This window comes from Mycolicibacterium confluentis (assembly GCF_010729895.1).
Lineage (GTDB): Bacteria > Actinomycetota > Actinomycetes > Mycobacteriales > Mycobacteriaceae > Mycobacterium > Mycobacterium confluentis.
In genome coordinates this window covers 2111936-2130026 of sequence record NZ_AP022612.1, presented here as the reverse complement: position 1 = coordinate 2130026, position 18091 = coordinate 2111936, and the positions used below count along the sequence as shown (strand labels likewise).

Below are 18091 nucleotides of genomic sequence, written 5' to 3'. Positions count from 1 at the left end.
CCTGAGCCCACTCGACCGCGTCGCGCTGCCCGACGGCAGCGATCCGATGGCCCTGTCGCTCAACGAGAATCCGTTCCCACCACTGCCCTCGGTACAGGCCGCGATGGCGCGGGCCGCGCGCGCGGCCAACCGCTACCCCGAGTTCCTGCCCGTCGAACTGCGCGCCGTGATCGCCGACCACTTGGGCGTAGCCCATGAGCGCATCGTCATCGGTGCAGGGGCCACCGGTGTGATCATGCAGGCCCTGCGGGCGCTGACGTCACCGGGCGATCGGATCGTGTTGCCCTATCCGACGTTCGACGGGTATCCGATCTTCGCCCAGATCGCGTCGCTGGTCTGCGTTCCGGTGCCGTTGGACGACGACGGTCACCACGATCTCGACGCCATGGCCGAGGCCGCCGTCGGCGCCCGAGTCGTGGTGCTCTGTCGGCCGCACAACCCGACCGGCACGCTGGAGTCCGAGGCGAAGCTGCGCAGATTCCTGATGCGCCTCTCCCGCGACACCGTCGTCCTGCTCGATGAGGCCTATATCGAGTTCGTCGAGCCCAGGCACCGGATCGACATCACGAAGCTCATCGATGACTTCCCGAATGTCTTTGCGGTGCGGACCTTTTCCAAGGCCTACGGGCTGGCAGGCATCCGCACCGGGTACGGGTGCTGTGCGCCGCACATCGCCCGCACGCTGTGGACCATGCAGTTGCCGTTCGGCAGCACCGTCACCAGCCTTGCCGCGGTCGTCGCGTCGTACCGGTCGGAACGGCAACTCGACCAGCGCATCCGGGCCGTTGTCGACGAACGCGGTTATCTGCATGCGCGCCTGCGCGCCCTCGGTGTCGGTTGCACCGAGTCCCACGCGAACTACCTGTATGTACCGGACGGTCTCGCGAGCCCCGAACGGATGTACGCCGAGACCGGGGTGCGGGTGCGCGGCTACGCGGGCGGCGGAGTGCGGATCACCATCGGCACCCGGCAGTCGAGCCACGCGGTGCTCTCCGCGCTCGCGTCGGGAGTCGCCTAACGGGCTCGTGGGTGGGCTCCGGCCCACACCTCGCGCAACGCGTGCACCGTCACCATGGTGTAGATCTGCGTCGTGGTCACCGATGCGTGACCGAGCAGTTCCTGCACGACGCGGACGTCGGCGCCACCTTCGAGGAGGTGCGTCGCGAACGAATGCCGCAGGGTGTGCGGTGACACCCCGGCACTGATCCCGGCGCGTTCGGCGGCGTCCTGCAGCACCTGCCAGGCGCTCTGCCGGGACAGACGCCCGCCGCGGGCGTTGAGGAAGATCGCCGGAGTGCCTCGACCCCGGCCAGCCAGGTCGGGACGGCCCCGCACCAGGTAGGCGTCCAGCGCCGCGACCGCGGGTCGGCCGATCGGGACCAGGCGCTCCTTGCCCCCCTTGCCGTGCAGCAGGACCGCACGGGACTGGGTGTCGACGTCGTCGACGTCCAGGCCGACGGCCTCGGAGATGCGCGCACCCGTCGAGTAGAGCAGTTCCAGCAGCGCCCGATTGCGCAGGGTCAGCGGCCCGTCCGACGGGCTGTCGCCGCCGGCGCCCTCGAGCAGTGCGAGCACCTCGTCCACTGACAGCGCCTTCGGCAGCCGACGCGACGGGGTGGGCGGTTTCACGGCCCGCGCGACGTCGACGTCGGTGAGTCCCTCGGCGGCCGCGAACCGGTGCAGGCCGCGGACCGCGATCAGCGCCCGCGCGGCCGACACCGCCGACAGGGGTGTGGTCCCGGCATCCGGGTCCCCGCGCCGCAACGCGACCAGGAACTCGCTGACGTCGGCCTCACTGACCTTGGCCAAGTCGTCGACTCCGCGCAGCGTCAGGTGGTCCTGATAGCGGCGCAGGTCGCGCCGATAGGAACTCAGGGTGTTCGCGGCCACGCCACGCTCGATCGCCAGGTGGTCGAGGTACCCCTGCAACTGTGCGTCGAGCGCGGGCCGGAACGTGGTCACGTCGTGGCCGACCGCTTCCGTGCCGCGAACCGATGCGGACGGTCGGGCCAGTCGGCGCCGACAGGCCGCGCCTGAGCCACCCCGGTGCGCACCGCGTGGGCGGCCAGGATGCCCGCCACCGCAGTGGAGTTCACGATCTCGCCGGTGAACACCTTCTGCACCGCGTCGGCCAACGGGACGCGCTCGACGCGCATGTCGGCCTCCTCGTCGTCGGCCTCCGGGCGCTGCACCTCGCTCAGGCCGGTGGCCAGGAACACCCGCACGCTCTCATCGGTGAAGCCCGGTGTGGAGTCGAGGTCGACCAGCACCGACCAGTCCTGCGCCGCCAGGCCGGTCTCCTCGGCCAGTTCGCGCGCGGCGGTGTCCTGAGGCGGCTCACCGTCGAGGTCAAGCAGGCCCGCTGGCAGTTCCCACAGGCGTCGGCCCAGCGCGTGCCGGTACTGGTAGACCAGCACGACGTTGTCGTCCTCATCGATCGCCGCGACGGCCACGGCACCGTAGTGCTCGATCACCTCTCGGCGAGCGACGTTGCCGCCGGGCATGAGGACGTCGTCGGCGCGCAGCGCGAAGATCTTGCCGGTGTACACGGTCTCGCTGGAGACCGTGTCGAACCCGTGCTCAGCCACGCGCCGCGGACTCGGAGATCAGCTCGTCCTCAGCGGCGTGATCGCTGTCGCCGCCGTCGTGGCGGTGTTTCAGCTCCGAGGGGTCCAGCGGAAGACGTTCGGCCGCCTTGTATTCCATCGCCGCCTTGACGAACGCCGCGAACAGCGGGTGCGGCCGCGTGGGCCGGCTCTTCAGTTCGGGATGTGCCTGAGTGCCGACGAGGAACGGGTGCACCTCGGGCGGATACTCGACGAACTCGACCAGGTGACCGTCCGGAGACGTCCCGGAGAACCGCAGTCCGCTTTCGGCGATCTTGTCCCGGTAGGCATTGTTGACCTCATAGCGGTGCCGGTGCCGCTCCGAGACCTCGGTCGCCTCGTACGCCTCCGCGACGATCGACTTCTTCTGCAGCACAGCGGGATAGGCACCCAGGCGCATGGTGCCGCCGAGATCCTCCTCGCCGGCGACGATGCGCTCCTGATCGGCCATCGTCGCGATGACGGGGTCCGGCGTGTCAGGGTCGAACTCGGCCGAACTGGCCTCGGTGAGCCCGACGGACCGGGCCGCCTCGATCACGATGCACTGCAGTCCCAGGCACAGGCCCAGCAACGGGATGCCCCGTGTCCTGGCGTAGCGGATGGCGCCGAGCTTGCCCTCGATGCCGCGGATGCCGAATCCGCCGGGGATCAGCACGCCGTCGACCTCGCTGAGGGCCGCCGCGGCGCCCGCCTCGGTCTCGCAGTCATCGGAGGCCACCCAGCGCATCTCGACACGGGTGCGGTGCTTGAAGCCGCCCGCGCGCAGCGCCTCGGCGACCGACAGGTAGGCATCCGAGAGGTCGATGTACTTGCCCACCAGAGCGATTCGCACGGTTTCGTTGGGCTCGTGCACGCGCTCGAGCAGATCGTTCCACTGCGTCCAGTCCACATCGCGGAACGGCAGATTGAGCCGACGGACGACGTAGGCGTCGAGTTCCTCGCGGTGCAGCACCTTGGGGATGTCGTAGATGGACGGCGCGTCGGGAGTCGAGATGACACCGTCGATGTCGACGTCGCACATCAGCGCGATCTTGTTCTTGAGCGGTTCGGGCACGTCACGATCGCAGCGCAGGATCAGCGCATCCGGCGAGATGCCGATGCTGCGCAGTGCCGCCACCGAGTGCTGCGTCGGCTTGGTCTTCAACTCACCCGAGGGCTTGAGGAACGGCACCAGCGACACGTGCAGGAAGAAGCAGTTGTCGCGCCCCACCTCGTGTCGCACCTGCCGTGCGGCCTCGAGGAACGGCAGCGACTCGATGTCGCCGACCGTGCCGCCGATCTCGGTGATGACCACGTCGGGACGGTTGCCGTCGCTGTCGGGTTCGGCCATCGCCACGATGCGGCGCTTGATCTCGTCGGTGATGTGCGGGATGACCTGCACGGTGTCACCGAGGTATTCGCCGCGGCGCTCCTTGGCGATGACGGACGAATACACCTGTCCCGTGGTCACATTCGCCGAACCGGAGAGGTTGCGGTCCAGGAACCGCTCGTAGTGCCCGACGTCCAGGTCGGTCTCGGCGCCGTCCTCTGTGACGAACACCTCACCGTGCTGGAACGGGTTCATGGTGCCCGGATCCACGTTGAGATAGGGATCGAGCTTCTGCATCGTGACCTGAAGCCCACGCGCGGTGAGCAATTGTCCGAGACTGCTGGCGGTCAAACCCTTGCCGAGCGAGGACACCACACCGCCGCTGACGAACAGGTGTTTAGTCGCGGTCTGTGGATGCTTGCGTAGCGATGGCAAGTGCAACCTCCGTGGAGATGGAGCAGGAATTGGGCCTGCTGACCCACGGAAGTCCACCTTAACACCGACCCCGACAGGTCGTTGCTGACGCGCCGGGGGTTGTCCGTTTCACACCGAGATCGACGATATGGCGGCGGCCACTCGCACGCACAAATTCGCCCACGTGTCCGCTTGGGCGGTTACTGGGCGACGGTGAGGGCGGTGGTGCCCTGACCCACGCCGTACTGACCGGGCTTTGCGCCCTTGATCAGGTCCTGCAGGCCCAGGACGGCGGTGATGCGACCCGACTCGGCGTCGATGTCGTCGACCGAACTGACCGCCGCGGTCAGACCGGCGTCCGAACGCAGCACCGCGACCGCTCCCGTACCGGTCGCGGACCCCGTCCGGCCGACCAGCACGGTGCCCGAACCGTGCGGGGCCAGGCCCGCCGCGAAGCGCGCGACGGTGGCGCCCTGATTGCCGCCCTCGTCTCCCAGCGGTCCACCGCTGATGACGATCGCGGTGTCCCCCGCGCCCACGTTGTCACCGGAGTAGGTGATGAACCCGGTGTCGCGCAGGGCGGTGAGCACGGTCTGGCGCTGCAGGTCATCGACGCGCGGCGCCTTCGGGTCCCGGTCGATCAGCATCGAAATGCCCAGCAGGTCGCCGGCCTGCGAGCCCTGGTCCACCAACGTGGTGCTCAACTGCGTGCCTGCGGGCAGGATCGGCGAGTTCACCACGGTCCGCAGCTTCTCAGCCGAGTTCGCATCGACGAATTCCTGTGTCAGATTGACCGTCCCGCCGACGGTGCCGCCCGCGTCGCGGATCAACCGATCCAGGGCGTCGACGTCGTCGTCATTCGAGTCCGGCGTCCTGAACAGCACGACCGATCTGCCTGCCAGCGCGTCGCGCACGATCCGCGGCGCCACCTGGGTGTCGAAGTCGTCCGCGGCCCGCAGGCGCTCGTTGAGTGCGTTCTTGTCGTTGGTCAGCGCATTGATCTGTCCGTGCAGGTCGCGCTTCTCCTCCCGCAGACTCGAGAGCAGCGTGTCGGAGAGCAGACCCGACCCCAGCACCACGCCGACCGCCAGCGCCAAGAAGACCGCGGCCAGCGAAATGGCATGCGAGCGTAGGGATATCACGGCGATTCCTTTCTGCCGAAGAAGTGCCCGCGCGGCCTAGGTGATCCAGCCGTGGACCAGCAGTGTGAGGCGGTTCCAGTAGTGCGTCGCCCACTCGATGACAACGGTGTCGGTGCGCGAGACCCACAGCGCGACGATCACCGCGACCAGCATCGCAAGCACCAGCAGCGCGACGGCCCCGCCGGAGATCCGACTGCGGTACAGCGTCGCGACGGCCTTGGCGTCGACGAGTTTCTCGCCCACCTTGAGCCGTGTCAGGAACGTCGAGGGATTGCTCTGCTGCCGCGTGCGGTCGAAGAACTCCTCGATCGTGGCGGTGTGGCCCACGGTCACGATCAGGGCCGCGCCGTGGTGATCGGCCAGCAGCAGGGCCAGATCCGCGGCCGACCCAGCCGCCGGGAAGGTCATGGCCCCGACACCGAGGTCCTGGATGCGCTCCAGGCCGCGGGCATGCCCGTCGGCGTCGGCGGGCAGCACGACCTGGGCGCCGGACTTGAGCACCTCGGCGCTCATCTGCTCGGGGTCGCCCACGATCAGCGCGGGTCGGTAACCGGCCTTGCGCAGGACGTCGGCGCCCGTGCCGACCCCGACCAGAACGGGTTGGTACTCCTTGATGAAGGGTTTGAGGCTCTTGAGGTCCTCGGCCGCGGTGGGCTCCTCGGCGACCACGACGACATGGCGGCGACGCAGGTCGACGTCGATGTCGGGGATGCCGATGCCGTCGATCAGCAGGGGGCTCTCACTGCGGATGAATTCGATGGTGTTGCCCGCGAACGCCTCGAGGTGACTGACCAGGCCACTCTTGGCCTCGTGCATCTTCTCGATGACCTCTTCGTCGGTGCGCTCGGTGCCCAGGATGAGCCGCCGGTCACCGGAGTAGATGCCGCCGTTGTGCAGGCGCACCTTGGCCCCGTCCTTGACCTTCTTGAACACCTCGGGGCCGGTCTCATCGATGAGCACGATGCCGTTGTTGACCAGAACCTCGGGGCCCAGGTTCGGATAGCGGCCGGAGATCGACGGCGAGGCGTTGACGACACCCGCGATCTGCGCGTCGACCAGGGCATCGGCGGTGACGCGGTCGAGGTCCAACACGTCGATGACGACGATGTCGCCAGGCTCGATCCGGCGCAGCAGGCGGTCGATGTCTCGATCCACCCGTGCCGTACCGACCACGCCGGGCCGAGAGGTGCCATTACGTGTCAGAAGCGCTGCCATCCTCATGGCGCCGATTCTGTCGGGCGATCTCGGTTCACCCCGGGAGGCGCGCCGTAACATCTGCCTCAGAAGTCACATTGCGTCACATCCGCAACAGCTATGAAGCGGAAACGCGATCTTCCTGTGCAGCGGCCAGCAACTCCCGCGCATGCGCTCGTCCGGTGTCCGACTCGCCCAACCCGGCGAGCATGCGTGCCAGTTCGGCGACCCGTTCGTCGTCGTCGAGTCGACGCACCCTGCTCGAACCGTTCCCGCCGACGGCGTCGACCATCAGGTGTGTGTCGGCGTAGGCCGCGACCTGCGGCAGGTGCGTCACGACGATCACCTGATGCGTGCGCGCCAACCGCGCAAGCCTGCGCCCGATCTGCACCGCGGCACGGCCACCCACGCCGGCGTCCACCTCGTCGAACACCATCGTGGTGCCCTCCACCGAGGCCGCGAGCACGACCTCGAGTGCGAGCATCACGCGCGACAGTTCACCGCCCGAGGCGCTCTTGGCCAGCGGCAGCACCGTCGCACCGCGGTGCGCGGTGAACCCGAACTCGACCGCGTCGACACCGGCCGACCCGGCATGCACGACCTCACCCGTCGGCAGCGTCAACGGCGCGGAGTCGTCGACCGCCGCCGGGATCGGCGCGACGCCGATCGTGAAGTCGGCCTGCGCCATCGCCAGGCCACCCAACTCCGCGGTGACGGCCTTCGCCAGTGACTTCGCGGCCTTGGTGCGGGCCCGGGTCAATCCCCCGGCGGCCTCGGCCACCCGGGCCGCCAGTTCGTCGACGCGCTTCTGCAGGCCCGCGAGCGCCTCCTCGGACACGTCGAGTTGGGCCAACCGCTCGCGACTCTGCGCGGCCCAGGCCAGAACCCCGTCGACGTCCGCGGCGTACTTGCGAGTCAGGGTCCGCAGTTCGGCCTGGCGCGCGAGCTTGGCTTCGAGCGTGCTGGCGTCGCTGGGCAGGTCGTTGAGATAGGCGCCGACTTCACGGGACACGTCGGCGACGACGGTCAGCGCCTCGGCGAGCTGCTGACCGAGGCCCTGCAGCGTCGCGTCGTCGGTGTGCTCGAGCGCGGCCGAGGCCTGCGCCAGGGCCTGCGCGGCCGACGACGTGTCCGTCGCCCCGTCGGCCTCGTCGCCACCGCTGAGCGACATCCGTGCTGACGCTGCGGCCTCCCGCAGGGCGTCCAACTCCGAGAGCCGCCGGATCTCGGCGACCAGCGCCTCGTCCTCGCCGGGAGTGGGATCGACCGCGTTGATCTCCTCCAGCGCGAACGTCAGCCGGTCCGCCTCCTGCACGAGTTCACGGGCGCTGTTGGTGCGCTCGACCAGATCACGCCGCGCCTGCAGCCACTCGTCGCGCAGCGCGCGGTAGCGCTGCAGCTTGTCGGTGACATCAGCGAACCGGTCGAGCGCCGCGCGCTGCTCATCGGGGCGCATCAACCGCAACTGGTCGTTCTGGCCGTGCAGCGTCAGCAGCTGGGTCGTGAAGGTGCTCAACGACTTCGCCGGCACGCTGCGCCCACCGAGGTAGGCGCGCGAGGGGCCCTCGCGGCTGACCGAGCGCAACGCGATGACGCTGCCGTCCTCGTCGCGTTCGGCGCCCGAGGCGTCCAGGATCTCGTCGACCTGCGAGACCAGGTCGCCGTCGATGTCGGTCGTGGTGAACCGACCCTCCACCACGGCCCGCTGCGCACCCGAGCGCACCCGGTTGGCGTCCGCGCGGGCGCCGCCGAGCAGGTGCAGGCCGGTGACCACCATCGTCTTGCCGGTGCCGGTCTCGCCGGTCAGCACGGTCAAGCCACGGTCGAACTCGGCGTTGGCGGCACTGATCGCGCCCAGAGACTCAATGCGAATTTCGGAGAGCACGGTCTACCTTCCGCGCCACCCGGTGACCGGCAGCCGGAACTTGCGCACCAGGCGGTCGGTGAACGGGGCGCTGTCGAGACGAATCCACTTGACTGGTTTGGCCGACCGGGTGACTTCCATCCGGCCGCCCGCTGGCAGCACCATCTCGCGACGGCCATCGCAGAACACCAGGGAGTCATGGCTGTCGGCGTCGCTCTCCACGGCGATCACCGCCGCGGGACTGGTGACCATGGGCCGCGCGAACAGTGCGTGCGCGTTGTTCGGCACCACCAGGATGGCCTCCAGATCCGGCCACAGCACCGGACCGCCGGATGAGAACGCGTACGCCGTCGACCCCGTCGGCGTCGACACCAGCACGCCGTCACAACCGAACGACGACACCGGGCGACCGTCGATCTCGACCAATGCGCCCAGCACACCCAACCGCGGGCCCTTCTCCAGGCTGGCCTCGTTGAGGGCCCAGCCACGACTGAGCACCACGCCGTCGACGCTGATCGCGACGTCGAGCGTCATCCGGGTCTCGACCAGATAGTCGCGTTTGACGACGTGTTCCAGCACGCTGTCGATCGCGTCGGCCTCCGCCTCGGCAAGGAAACCGATGCGGCCGAGATTGACCCCCAGCACCGGGATGTCGGCGTCGCGGGCCAGTTCCGCGGCCCGCAGGAAGGTCCCGTCGCCACCGAGGACCAGCACGAGTTCGCAGCCGTGCGCGCCCTGTTCCTCGGGGTCGATGACGTTGATCTCGACGCCCAGGGTGCGCACATCGTCGGGCGCCAACTTCAGCGAGCCGCGGTCGACCGCCGCAGCGGTCAGCAGCCGAAGCCCGATTCCGTTGTCACTCAACACCTTCTCCACGCGACGTGCGACCTCGGTGGCCTCGTCACGGCCGGTGTGGACAACCATCAGCACAGTGCGTTCGGCGGTCATCGGGGCCCTTCGTCGACGGCGCGTCGGATCGCCGGTTCCAGATCCTCATCGGACAGCGCCTGCTCGGCGTGGCCGCGCAGCCAGAGGAAGTACTCCACGTTGCCCGACGGACCCGGCAGCGGACTGGCGACCGCACCCATGGTGTGCCAGTTCAATTCGGCGGCACGCTGCGCGACCCGCAGCACCGCGTCGGCGCGCAGGTCCGGTTCATGCACCACACCTCCCGCGCCCACCAGGCCCTTACCGACCTCGAACTGCGGCTTCACCATAGGAACGATATCGGCGTCGGGCCCGCAGCACGCGGTCAGCGCGGGCAATACCGTGGCCAGCGAGATGAACGACAGATCGGCCACGACCAGGTCGACGGGCCCGGAGATGGTCTCGGGTGTCAGGTCGCGGACGTTGGTGCGTTCGATGACGACGACCCTCTCGTCCGAGCGCAATGACCAGGCCAACTGGCCGTAGCCGACGTCCACCGCGACGACCTCGCGAGCGCCGCGATCCAACAGCACTTCGGTGAAGCCACCAGTGGAGGCGCCGGCGTCCAGGCAGCGCCGACCCGACACGTCGATCCCGAAGGCGTCCAGGGCGCCGATCAGTTTGTGGGCGCCTCGCGACACCCACGACCGCTCGCCGTCGTCGGCGACCTTGAGGGAGGCATCAATCGAGATGGAGGTCGCCGGTTTCGCGGCAGGCAGGCCGTCGATACTGACCCGACCCGCGCTGATGAGTTCGGCCGCCTGCTGGCGCGACCGCGCCAGTCCACGGCGGACCAACTCGGCGTCCACCCGCGTACGCCGTGCCATGGTCTGCTCAGCCCTTCTCGACCGACTCCAGCGCAATCACCAACACGTCGTGCGCCTCTTCGAGTCGTTGAGCGATCGTGTCGATGTCTACTTCGCCAGCCGTGGTCGGCCCGGACTCCGAATCGGTGTCGGGCAGTTCAGCAAGGATCGCGCTGATCAAGGAGCGGATCTGGTTCGGGTCGGTGGTCATCTCGACGCCTACGCTAGTCGATTGCTCAGTCAGAAAGGGCCCACCGGGCCAGTGCTGCCGCCGCGTCGTCGTCGTCGCCTCGGACCGAGACCACCTGACCGTCCTGGGCGTCCCAGACCGCGCGGGCCACGGCCCGCACCACCGCGAGGTCGTCGACGGCTGCACCGGCGCTGGTGACAGTCGCGACACCGTCGGAGACCGTGACCCGCCACGCGGCGTTCTCCGCGACCTCGAGGTCGCCGGCGGGTGCGTGCAGGCCGGTCAGCGTCTCCGAGAGGTGCGTCGGACGCTGCTCCGGAACGGCGAAGACCGCGTCCCGAGCGGTGTTGACGCCGGTGAGCACCATCAGGCTGGGCAGGCCGGCGGCGTTGGCACCGGCGATGTCGGTGTCCAGCCGATCCCCGACCACCAACGGGGTCGTGAAGGTGCCGCGGGACAGCGCGTCGTTCATGAGCGCGGGTGCCGGCTTGCCCGCCACCTGCGGGACGGCGTCGGTCGCGGTCCGCAGCGCCGCCACCATCGAGCCGTTACCGGGCAGCAGGCCGCGTTCGGACGGCAGGGTCTTGTCGACGTTCGCGGCCACCCACAGCGCACCGGCCCGAATGGCCAATGCGGCCTCGGCCAACTGTGGCCAGCCCGTCTCGACCGAATGCCCCTGCACGACGGCGACGGGTTCGTCGGCGAACAGTCGCACCGGGGTCAGACCGACCGTGCTGATCTCCTCGGCCAGCGCGTCGGTGCCCACCACCAGCACCCGGCTTTTCGGCGCAAGTTGTTGCGCCAGCAGATGGGCCGCGCTCTGCGCGCTGGTGACGACGTCCTCGGCGCTGGCTGTGAAGCCCAGGTCCCGCAGGTGGCCGGCGACCTCCTCGGCGCGGCGCGAAGCGTTGTTGGTGACGAACAGGGTTCGAGACGACGTGTCCGCCAGGGCCCCGACCGCGCCCTCTGTGGGCTCGTGCCCCCGGAAGACCGTGCCGTCGAGGTCGAGCAGCAGACAGTCGTGAAGTTGCGCCAGCGTCGTCACGTCAGGCGAGCTCGCCGATTCGTTCTTCGGCGTCGGTGACACCGTCGATGTCCGCCCTGGCCGAGTGCAGGAACCACTGCAGGGCTTCGTCTTTGCGGCCGAGCGCGAGCAGCGTCTCGGCGTACACGTAGAACAGCCGGGCCGCGGTCTGGCCGGACTTCGACGGGTCCGGCGCCGGTGAGGACAGCAGCGCCAAGGCCTGCTCCAACTGACCGAGGTCGGCGCGGGCGCCGGCCACCACGATGCGCAGCTCATCGGCGTCATCGCCGGTGAGGGCCTCAGCCTCAGGGCTGCGGGCAAGTTCGATGGCACGTTCGGGGCGTCCGACACCGCGTTCGCAGTCCGCGATCAGCGGCAGCAGGGTGGACTTGCTCCCCATGCGGCGAGCGGCACGGAGTTCGGCCAGCGCCTGGGCCCAGTCGCCGCAGCGATAGGCCGCGATGCCGACGGCTTCGCGAATGGCCGCGATGCGACCCGAGCGAGTGCGGGCGGCCTGCGCATGCGCGAGTGCCGCCTCGGGATCGTCGTCCAGCAGTTCGCCGACCATCACCAGATGCCGCGCGATGGTGTCGGCGGTGCTCTTGTCGAGCGTGCTCAACTCACGGCGAACCTCAGGATCCAACTGCTTGGCTTCGATCTCCTGGGGAATCGCGGGACCGATCCGCCGATCGTCGTCGTGCCGGCCATCGCCTGCCGGCCGCGGTTGCGCACGACGGACGCGGTCGGGACCGCCCCGCTGCGGCATCTGACTGCGTTGTCCGCGCCGTTGCTCACCGCGCGGGCCGCCTCCACGAGGATCTCGTGCCGGCCGTCGTTCGCCGCCCTGTCTGTTGTCGACCACGTCTGTTCCTGCCCGTTTCCCGGAAAACCTCGTGTTCAGGATACGGGGTACACCGATTGAGCGACAATTCGCCATTTCATAAACGGACGAATCGGCGAAAGAATTCGCAATTCTGGTCTGGAAATAGAAACGCCCCCCACGTGTGTGGGGGGTGTTTCTATGTGTGTGTTCGGCGGTGTCCTACTTTTCCACCCGATTGGGTAGTATCATCGGCGCTGACAGGCTTAGCTTCCGGGTTCGGGATGGGACCGGGCGTTTCCCTGTCGCTATGACCGCCGTAACTCTATTTTTTTGTGGGGCCCTGGGGGTCGCACTGGGTGCGGTGTCCCCAAGGTTTCACTCCATTTATGGATGGGTGTTTTTGGTGGTGGAGTGTGATGTGATCACTGTGGTTTCGTGGTTGCGAGGCGGTGCGTCTCTTACTTTCTGCCAACTTCTGATTTGTTGTTGGTTGTTGTAAGTTTTCGGCCGGTTAGTGCCAGTTCCCTGCACACATTGCTGTGCTTCCAGGTCTGGCCTATCAATCCCGTGGTCTGCGGGGGGCCTTATCCCACTTAATGGGTGAGAAGCCTGGTCTTGGAGAAGGTTTCCCGCTTAGATGCTTTCAGCGGTTATCCTGTCCGAACGTGGCTATCCAGCGGTGCCCCTGGTGGGACAACTGGTGGACCAGAGGTTCGTCCGTCCCGGTCCTCTCGTACTAGGGACAGGTTTCCTCAAGCTTCTGACGCGCGCGGCGGATAGAGACCGAACTGTCTCACGACGTTCTAAACCCAGCTCGCGTGCCGCTTTAATGGGCGAACAGCCCAACCCTTGGGACCTGCTCCAGCCCCAGGATGCGACGAGCCGACATCGAGGTGCCAAACCATCCCGTCGATATGGACTCTTGGGGAAGATCAGCCTGTTATCCCCGGGGTACCTTTTATCCGTTGAGCGACACCCCTTCCACTCGGGGGTGCCGGATCACTAGTCCCGACTTTCGTCCCTGCTCGACGTGTCAGTCTCACAGTCAAGCTCCCTTGTGCACTTGCACTCAACACCTGATTGCCGTCCAGGTTGAGGGAACCTTTGGGCGCCTCCGTTACATTTTAGGAGGCAACCGCCCCAGTTAAACTACCCACCAGGCACTGTCCCTGGACCGGATATACGGTCCGAGGTTAGAGGTTCAATACGATCAGAGTGGTATTTCAACAACGACTCCACCCAGACTGGCGTCTGAGCTTCACAGTCTCCCACCTATCCTACACAAACCGAACCAAACACCAATACCAAGCTGTAGTGAAGGTCCCGGGGTCTTTTCGTCCTGCCGCGCGTAACGAGCATCTTTACTCGTAGTGCAATTTCGCCGAGTCTATGGTTGAGACAGTTGAGAAGTCGTTACGCCATTCGTGCAGGTCGGAACTTACCCGACAAGGAATTTCGCTACCTTAGGATGGTTATAGTTACCACCGCCGTTTACTGGGGCTTAAATTCTCAGCTTCACCCCGAAGGGTTAACCGGTCCTCTTAACCTTCCAGCACCGGGCAGGCGTCAGTCCGTATACATCGTCTTGCGACTTCGCACGGACCTGTGTTTTAGTAAACAGTCGCTTCTCACTGGTTTGTGCCACCCACTCACGCTCAGGACCGCGAAGATCCGTCACGCCATGTGGGTCCCCCTTCTCCCGAAGTTACGGGGGTATTTTGCCGAGTTCCTTAACCATAGTTCACTCGTACGCCTTAGTATTCTCTACCTGACCACCTGTGTTGGTTTGGGGTACGGGCCGTGAATGTGCTCGCTAGAGGTTTTCTCGACAGCATAGGATCACCGAATTCGCCTCAACGGCTATGCATCACCTCTCAGGATATGTGAAACCCGGATTTGCCTAGGTTTCTCCCTACAGGTTTACCCCAGTATTACCACTGACTGGTACGGCTACCTTCCTGCGTCACCCCATCGCTTGACTACTACCACCGAAGGTCCCACGCAGCCGGCGATCCCCGCACCCCGAAGGGATTGGTGGACCACCATTTGGGTGGTTAGTACCGATGATTCATCATGGGCGCTCATACACGGGTACGGGAATATCAACCCGTTGTCCATCGACTACGCCTGTCGGCCTCGCCTTAGGTCCCGACTCACCCTGGGAGGACTGGCCTGGCCCAGGAACCCTTGGTCTTTCGGCGGGCAAGGTTCTCACTTGCCTAATCGCTACTCATGCCTGCATTCTCACTCCCACACCCTCCACAGCTCCATCACTAGGCTGCTTCACCGGATGCAGGACGCTCCCCTACCCAACCAGCTAACGCTGATTGCCGCGGCTTCGGCGGTGTGCTTGAGCCCCGCTACATTATCGGCGCACAATCACTTGACCAGTGAGCTATTACGCACTCTTTCAAGGGTGGCTGCTTCTAAGCCAACCTCCTGGTTGTCTCTGCGACTGCACATCCTTTTCCACTTAGCACACGCTTAGGGGCCTTAGCCGGCGATCTGGGCTGTTTCCCTCTCGACGCACGGAGCTTATCCCCCGCCGTCTCACTGCCACGCTCTGCCACACCGGCATTCGGAGTTTGGCTGACGTCAGTAACCCTGTGGGGCCCATCGGCCATCCAGTAGCTCTACCTCCGGTGTGAAACACGCAACGCTGCACCTAAATGCATTTCGGGGAGAACCAGCTATCACGGAGTTTGATTGGCCTTTCACCCCTACCCACAACTCATCCCCTCAGTCTTCAACCTAAGTGGGTTCGGGCCTCCACAACATCTTACTGCTGCTTCACCCTGGCCATGGGTAGATCACTCCGCTTCGGGTCCAGAACACGCCACTACACCCCTCACGGGGATACGCCCTATTCAGACTCGCTTTCGCTGCGGCTACCCCTCACGGGTTAACCTCGCGACATGTCCCTGACTCGCAGGCTCATTCTTCAAAAGGCACGCCATCACCCCACGAACAAGTCGAAGGCTCTGACGGATTGTAAGCGCACGGTTTCAGGTACTATTTCACTCCCCTCCCGGGGTACTTTTCACCATTCCCTCACGGTACTGTCCGCTATCGGTCACTGGGAAGTATTCAGGCTTACCGGGTGGTCCCGGCAGATTCACAGCAGATTCCACGGGCCCGCTGCTACTCGGGGAACATTCCACAGGAGCCGTTGAGTTTTCGTCTACGGGGCTCTCACCCTCTACGACAGGCCATCCCAGACCACTTCGACTAACACAACGGTTTCTCACTCCTGCCCAGGTCGGCGGACCTGAGAAGAAACGCCCACAACACCGCACACACAACCCGCCGGGTATCACATGCACGCGGTTTAGCCATCCTCCGCTTTCGCTCGCCACTACTCACGGAATCACTTTTGTTTTCTCTTCCTACGGGTACTGAGATGTTTCACTTCCCCGCGTTCCCCCCCGCCACCTATGTATTCAGTGACGGGTAACACGACATCACTCGTGCTGGGTTTCCCCATTCGGACATCCTCGGATCAAAGCTCGGTTGACAGCTCCCCGAGGCTTATCGCAGCCTCCAACGTCCTTCATCGGCTCCCAGTGCCAAGGCATCCACCATGCGCTCTTAAACACTTACAACACAAAAAACCAGATACAGAAAAAAAGAAATTACACCACAACAAACCACACACCGACGATGAACCAAACAGCTCACCCGCGGCTGATCACCCGGCGCTCCGAAGAGAACCGAGAAATCCATGCGGCTTGATGCTCGCAACCACTATCCACAAGTCAAACACCACACTCCACCACCAAGATGGAGCGACAACACGCAACCACCAACCAAAGTCGATGGCGATCCCCCATCGCACTCCAACGAGCGCTCCGGGCAGACCCTGGGCCTGTTGCCTCAGGACCCAACAGTGTGTCTGGTGGCACCAGCCGGCTCCCCGCCGAACTGGACAAGTCTGTTTGTCGTGCACCCACCGAGCGTCCACTACAGACCCCCGGCTGAAATATCCCAACCACACTCAAGCCCACAGGTGTGGGGGTGGGGGAAACCATTTCGGTATCGGTGCTCCTTAGAAAGGAGGTGATCCAGCCGCACCTTCCGGTACGGCTACCTTGTTACGACTTCGTCCCAATCGCCGATCCCACCTTCGACAGCTCCCTCCCACAAGGGGTTAGGCCACTGGCTTCGGGTGTTACCGACTTTCATGACGTGACGGGCGGTGTGTACAAGGCCCGGGAACGTATTCACCGCAGCGTTGCTGATCTGCGATTACTAGCGACTCCGACTTCACGGGGTCGAGTTGCAGACCCCGATCCGAACTGAGACCGGCTTTGAAAGGATTCGCTCCACCTCACGGCATCGCAGCCCTTTGTACCGGCCATTGTAGCATGTGTGAAGCCCTGGACATAAGGGGCATGATGACTTGACGTCATCCCCACCTTCCTCCGAGTTGACCCCGGCAGTCTCTCACGAGTCCCCACCATTACGTGCTGGCAACATGAGACAAGGGTTGCGCTCGTTGCGGGACTTAACCCAACATCTCACGACACGAGCTGACGACAGCCATGCACCACCTGCACACAGGCCACAAGGGAACTGATATCTCTACCAGCGTCCTGTGCATGTCAAACCCAGGTAAGGTTCTTCGCGTTGCATCGAATTAATCCACATGCTCCGCCGCTTGTGCGGGCCCCCGTCAATTCCTTTGAGTTTTAGCCTTGCGGCCGTACTCCCCAGGCGGGGTACTTAATGCGTTAGCTACGGCACGGATCCCAAGGAAGGAAACCCACACCTAGTACCCACCGTTTACGGCGTGGACTACCAGGGTATCTAATCCTGTTCGCTCCCCACGCTTTCGCTCCTCAGCGTCAGTTACTGCCCAGAGACCCGCCTTCGCCACCGGTGTTCCTCCTGATATCTGCGCATTCCACCGCTACACCAGGAATTCCAGTCTCCCCTGCAGTACTCTAGTCTGCCCGTATCGCCCGCACGCCCACAGTTAAGCTGTGAGTTTTCACGAACAACGTGACAAACCACCTACGAGCTCTTTACGCCCAGTAATTCCGGACAACGCTCGCACCCTACGTATTACCGCGGCTGCTGGCACGTAGTTGGCCGGTGCTTCTTCTGCATCTACCGTCACTTGCGCTTCGTCGATGCTGAAAGAGGTTTACAACCCGAAGGCCGTCATCCCCCACGCGGCGTCGCTGCATCAGGCTTGCGCCCATTGTGCAATATTCCCCACTGCTGCCTCCCGTAGGAGTCTGGGCCGTATCTCAGTCCCAGTGTGGCCGGACACCCTCTCAGGCCGGCTACCCGTCGTCGCCTTGGTAGGCCATCACCCCACCAACAAGCTGATAGGCCGCGGGCCCATCCCACACCGCAAAAGCTTTCCCCTCCCAGACCATGCGATCAGAAGGGTGTATTCGGTATTAGACCCAGTTTCCCAGGCTTATCCCAAAGTGCAGGGCAGATCACCCACGTGTTACTCACCCGTTCGCCACTCGAGTACCCCCGAAGGGGCCTTTCCGTTCGACTTGCATGTGTTAAGCACGCCGCCAGCGTTCGTCCTGAGCCAGGATCAAACTCTCCAAACAAAAACAACCCATCCAAAGACAGGTGAATTCACAATCAGAGAAAATCTGACCTAACAAAAAGACACCAAAAACTGGCATCAAAAAAACAACACCACACCCCACACACGGGGAGTGCAAGATGTGGCAAAAAACAACAAACAAAAACCACCAAACACACTATTGAGTTCTCAAACAACAGACCAGATCTCACCGCGCAAAAATTAAGCGGCTAAAAGCCGC

The 18091-nt window shown here is 65.0% G+C and carries 12 protein-coding genes and 3 rRNA genes; 1 reads left to right on the top strand and 14 read right to left on the bottom strand.

Going from position 1 to position 18091, the window contains the following annotated elements:
- Nucleotides 1-46 precede the first annotated feature (46 nt).
- Nucleotides 47-1018, top strand: coding sequence for a pyridoxal phosphate-dependent aminotransferase (locus G6N34_RS09840; RefSeq protein ID WP_085150395.1), 972 nt, complete (start codon nt 47-49; stop codon nt 1016-1018).
- Here G6N34_RS09840 and xerD read toward each other — a convergent pair.
- The 14 genes from xerD to G6N34_RS09770 all read right to left on the bottom strand — a co-directional run bounded on the left by xerD (nt 1015) and on the right by G6N34_RS09770 (nt 17872).
- Nucleotides 1015-1962: a site-specific tyrosine recombinase XerD gene (gene xerD, locus G6N34_RS09835; protein ID WP_085150350.1), complete on the bottom strand. Its 948-nt coding sequence runs from the start codon at nt 1960-1962 to the stop codon at nt 1015-1017. The genes G6N34_RS09840 and xerD overlap by 4 nt on opposite strands.
- Nucleotides 1959-2588, bottom strand: coding sequence for an NUDIX domain-containing protein (locus G6N34_RS09830; protein ID WP_085150348.1), 630 nt, complete (start codon nt 2586-2588; stop codon nt 1959-1961). Before G6N34_RS09830 ends, xerD begins: the two co-directional genes overlap by 4 nt.
- Nucleotides 2581-4350: a CTP synthase gene (locus G6N34_RS09825; protein WP_085150346.1), complete on the bottom strand. Its 1770-nt coding sequence runs from the start codon at nt 4348-4350 to the stop codon at nt 2581-2583. Before G6N34_RS09825 ends, G6N34_RS09830 begins: the two co-directional genes overlap by 8 nt.
- Nucleotides 4351-4529: 179 nt before the next feature.
- Nucleotides 4530-5471, bottom strand: coding sequence for a copper transporter (locus G6N34_RS09820; RefSeq protein WP_085150344.1), 942 nt, complete (start codon nt 5469-5471; stop codon nt 4530-4532).
- Between the two features lie 36 nt (nt 5472-5507).
- Nucleotides 5508-6692 (bottom strand): putative cytokinetic ring protein SteA, encoded by a 1185-nt coding sequence (steA, locus tag G6N34_RS09815; protein ID WP_085150343.1) that lies wholly within the window; start codon nt 6690-6692, stop codon nt 5508-5510.
- 91 nt (nt 6693-6783) lie between these two features.
- On the bottom strand, nt 6784-8550 hold the full coding sequence (recN, locus tag G6N34_RS09810; protein ID WP_085150341.1) for a DNA repair protein RecN: 1767 nt from the start codon (nt 8548-8550) through the stop codon (nt 6784-6786).
- A gap of 3 nt (nt 8551-8553) precedes the next feature.
- A complete protein-coding gene (locus G6N34_RS09805; protein WP_085150339.1) occupies nt 8554-9477 on the bottom strand; it encodes an NAD kinase in 924 nt (307 codons plus the stop codon).
- Nucleotides 9474-10283, bottom strand: coding sequence for a TlyA family RNA methyltransferase (locus G6N34_RS09800; RefSeq protein WP_085150337.1), 810 nt, complete (start codon nt 10281-10283; stop codon nt 9474-9476). Before G6N34_RS09800 ends, G6N34_RS09805 begins: the two co-directional genes overlap by 4 nt.
- A 7-nt stretch (nt 10284-10290) precedes the next feature.
- On the bottom strand, nt 10291-10473 hold the full coding sequence (locus G6N34_RS09795; protein WP_085150335.1) for a hypothetical protein: 183 nt from the start codon (nt 10471-10473) through the stop codon (nt 10291-10293).
- Nucleotides 10474-10498: 25 nt separating this feature from the next.
- On the bottom strand, nt 10499-11497 hold the full coding sequence (locus G6N34_RS09790) for an HAD-IIA family hydrolase (RefSeq protein WP_109788358.1): 999 nt from the start codon (nt 11495-11497) through the stop codon (nt 10499-10501).
- A 1-nt stretch (nt 11498) separates the two neighbouring features.
- Nucleotides 11499-12242 (bottom strand): tetratricopeptide repeat protein, encoded by a 744-nt coding sequence (locus G6N34_RS09785; protein ID WP_234812800.1) that lies wholly within the window; start codon nt 12240-12242, stop codon nt 11499-11501.
- 263 nt (nt 12243-12505) lie between these two features.
- Nucleotides 12506-12618: ribosomal RNA gene (rrf, locus tag G6N34_RS09780) — 5S ribosomal RNA — on the bottom strand.
- A gap of 172 nt (nt 12619-12790) precedes the next feature.
- Nucleotides 12791-15901: ribosomal RNA gene (locus G6N34_RS09775) — 23S ribosomal RNA — on the bottom strand.
- A gap of 447 nt (nt 15902-16348) precedes the next feature.
- Nucleotides 16349-17872 (bottom strand): 16S ribosomal RNA (locus G6N34_RS09770).
- Together the 16S, 23S and 5S rRNA genes form the textbook arrangement of a ribosomal RNA operon.
- Nucleotides 17873-18091: the final 219 nt, after the last annotated feature.

What these genes read in the sequence shown, in the direction of transcription:
- G6N34_RS09840 (WP_085150395.1), top strand. Translation starts at nt 47, where the DNA reads ATGGCCCTGTCGCTCAACGAGAATCCGTTCCCACCACTGCCCTCGGTA.
- steA (WP_085150343.1), bottom strand. Translation starts at nt 6,692, where the DNA reads ATGAGGATGGCAGCGCTTCTGACACGTAATGGCACCTCTCGGCCCGGC.
- G6N34_RS09805 (WP_085150339.1), bottom strand. Translation starts at nt 9,477, where the DNA reads ATGACCGCCGAACGCACTGTGCTGATGGTTGTCCACACCGGCCGTGAC.
- G6N34_RS09800 (WP_085150337.1), bottom strand. Translation starts at nt 10,283, where the DNA reads ATGGCACGGCGTACGCGGGTGGACGCCGAGTTGGTCCGCCGTGGACTG.
- G6N34_RS09795 (WP_085150335.1), bottom strand. Translation starts at nt 10,473, where the DNA reads ATGACCACCGACCCGAACCAGATCCGCTCCTTGATCAGCGCGATCCTT.
- G6N34_RS09785 (WP_234812800.1), bottom strand. Translation starts at nt 12,242, where the DNA reads ATGCCGCAGCGGGGCGGTCCCGACCGCGTCCGTCGTGCGCAACCGCGG.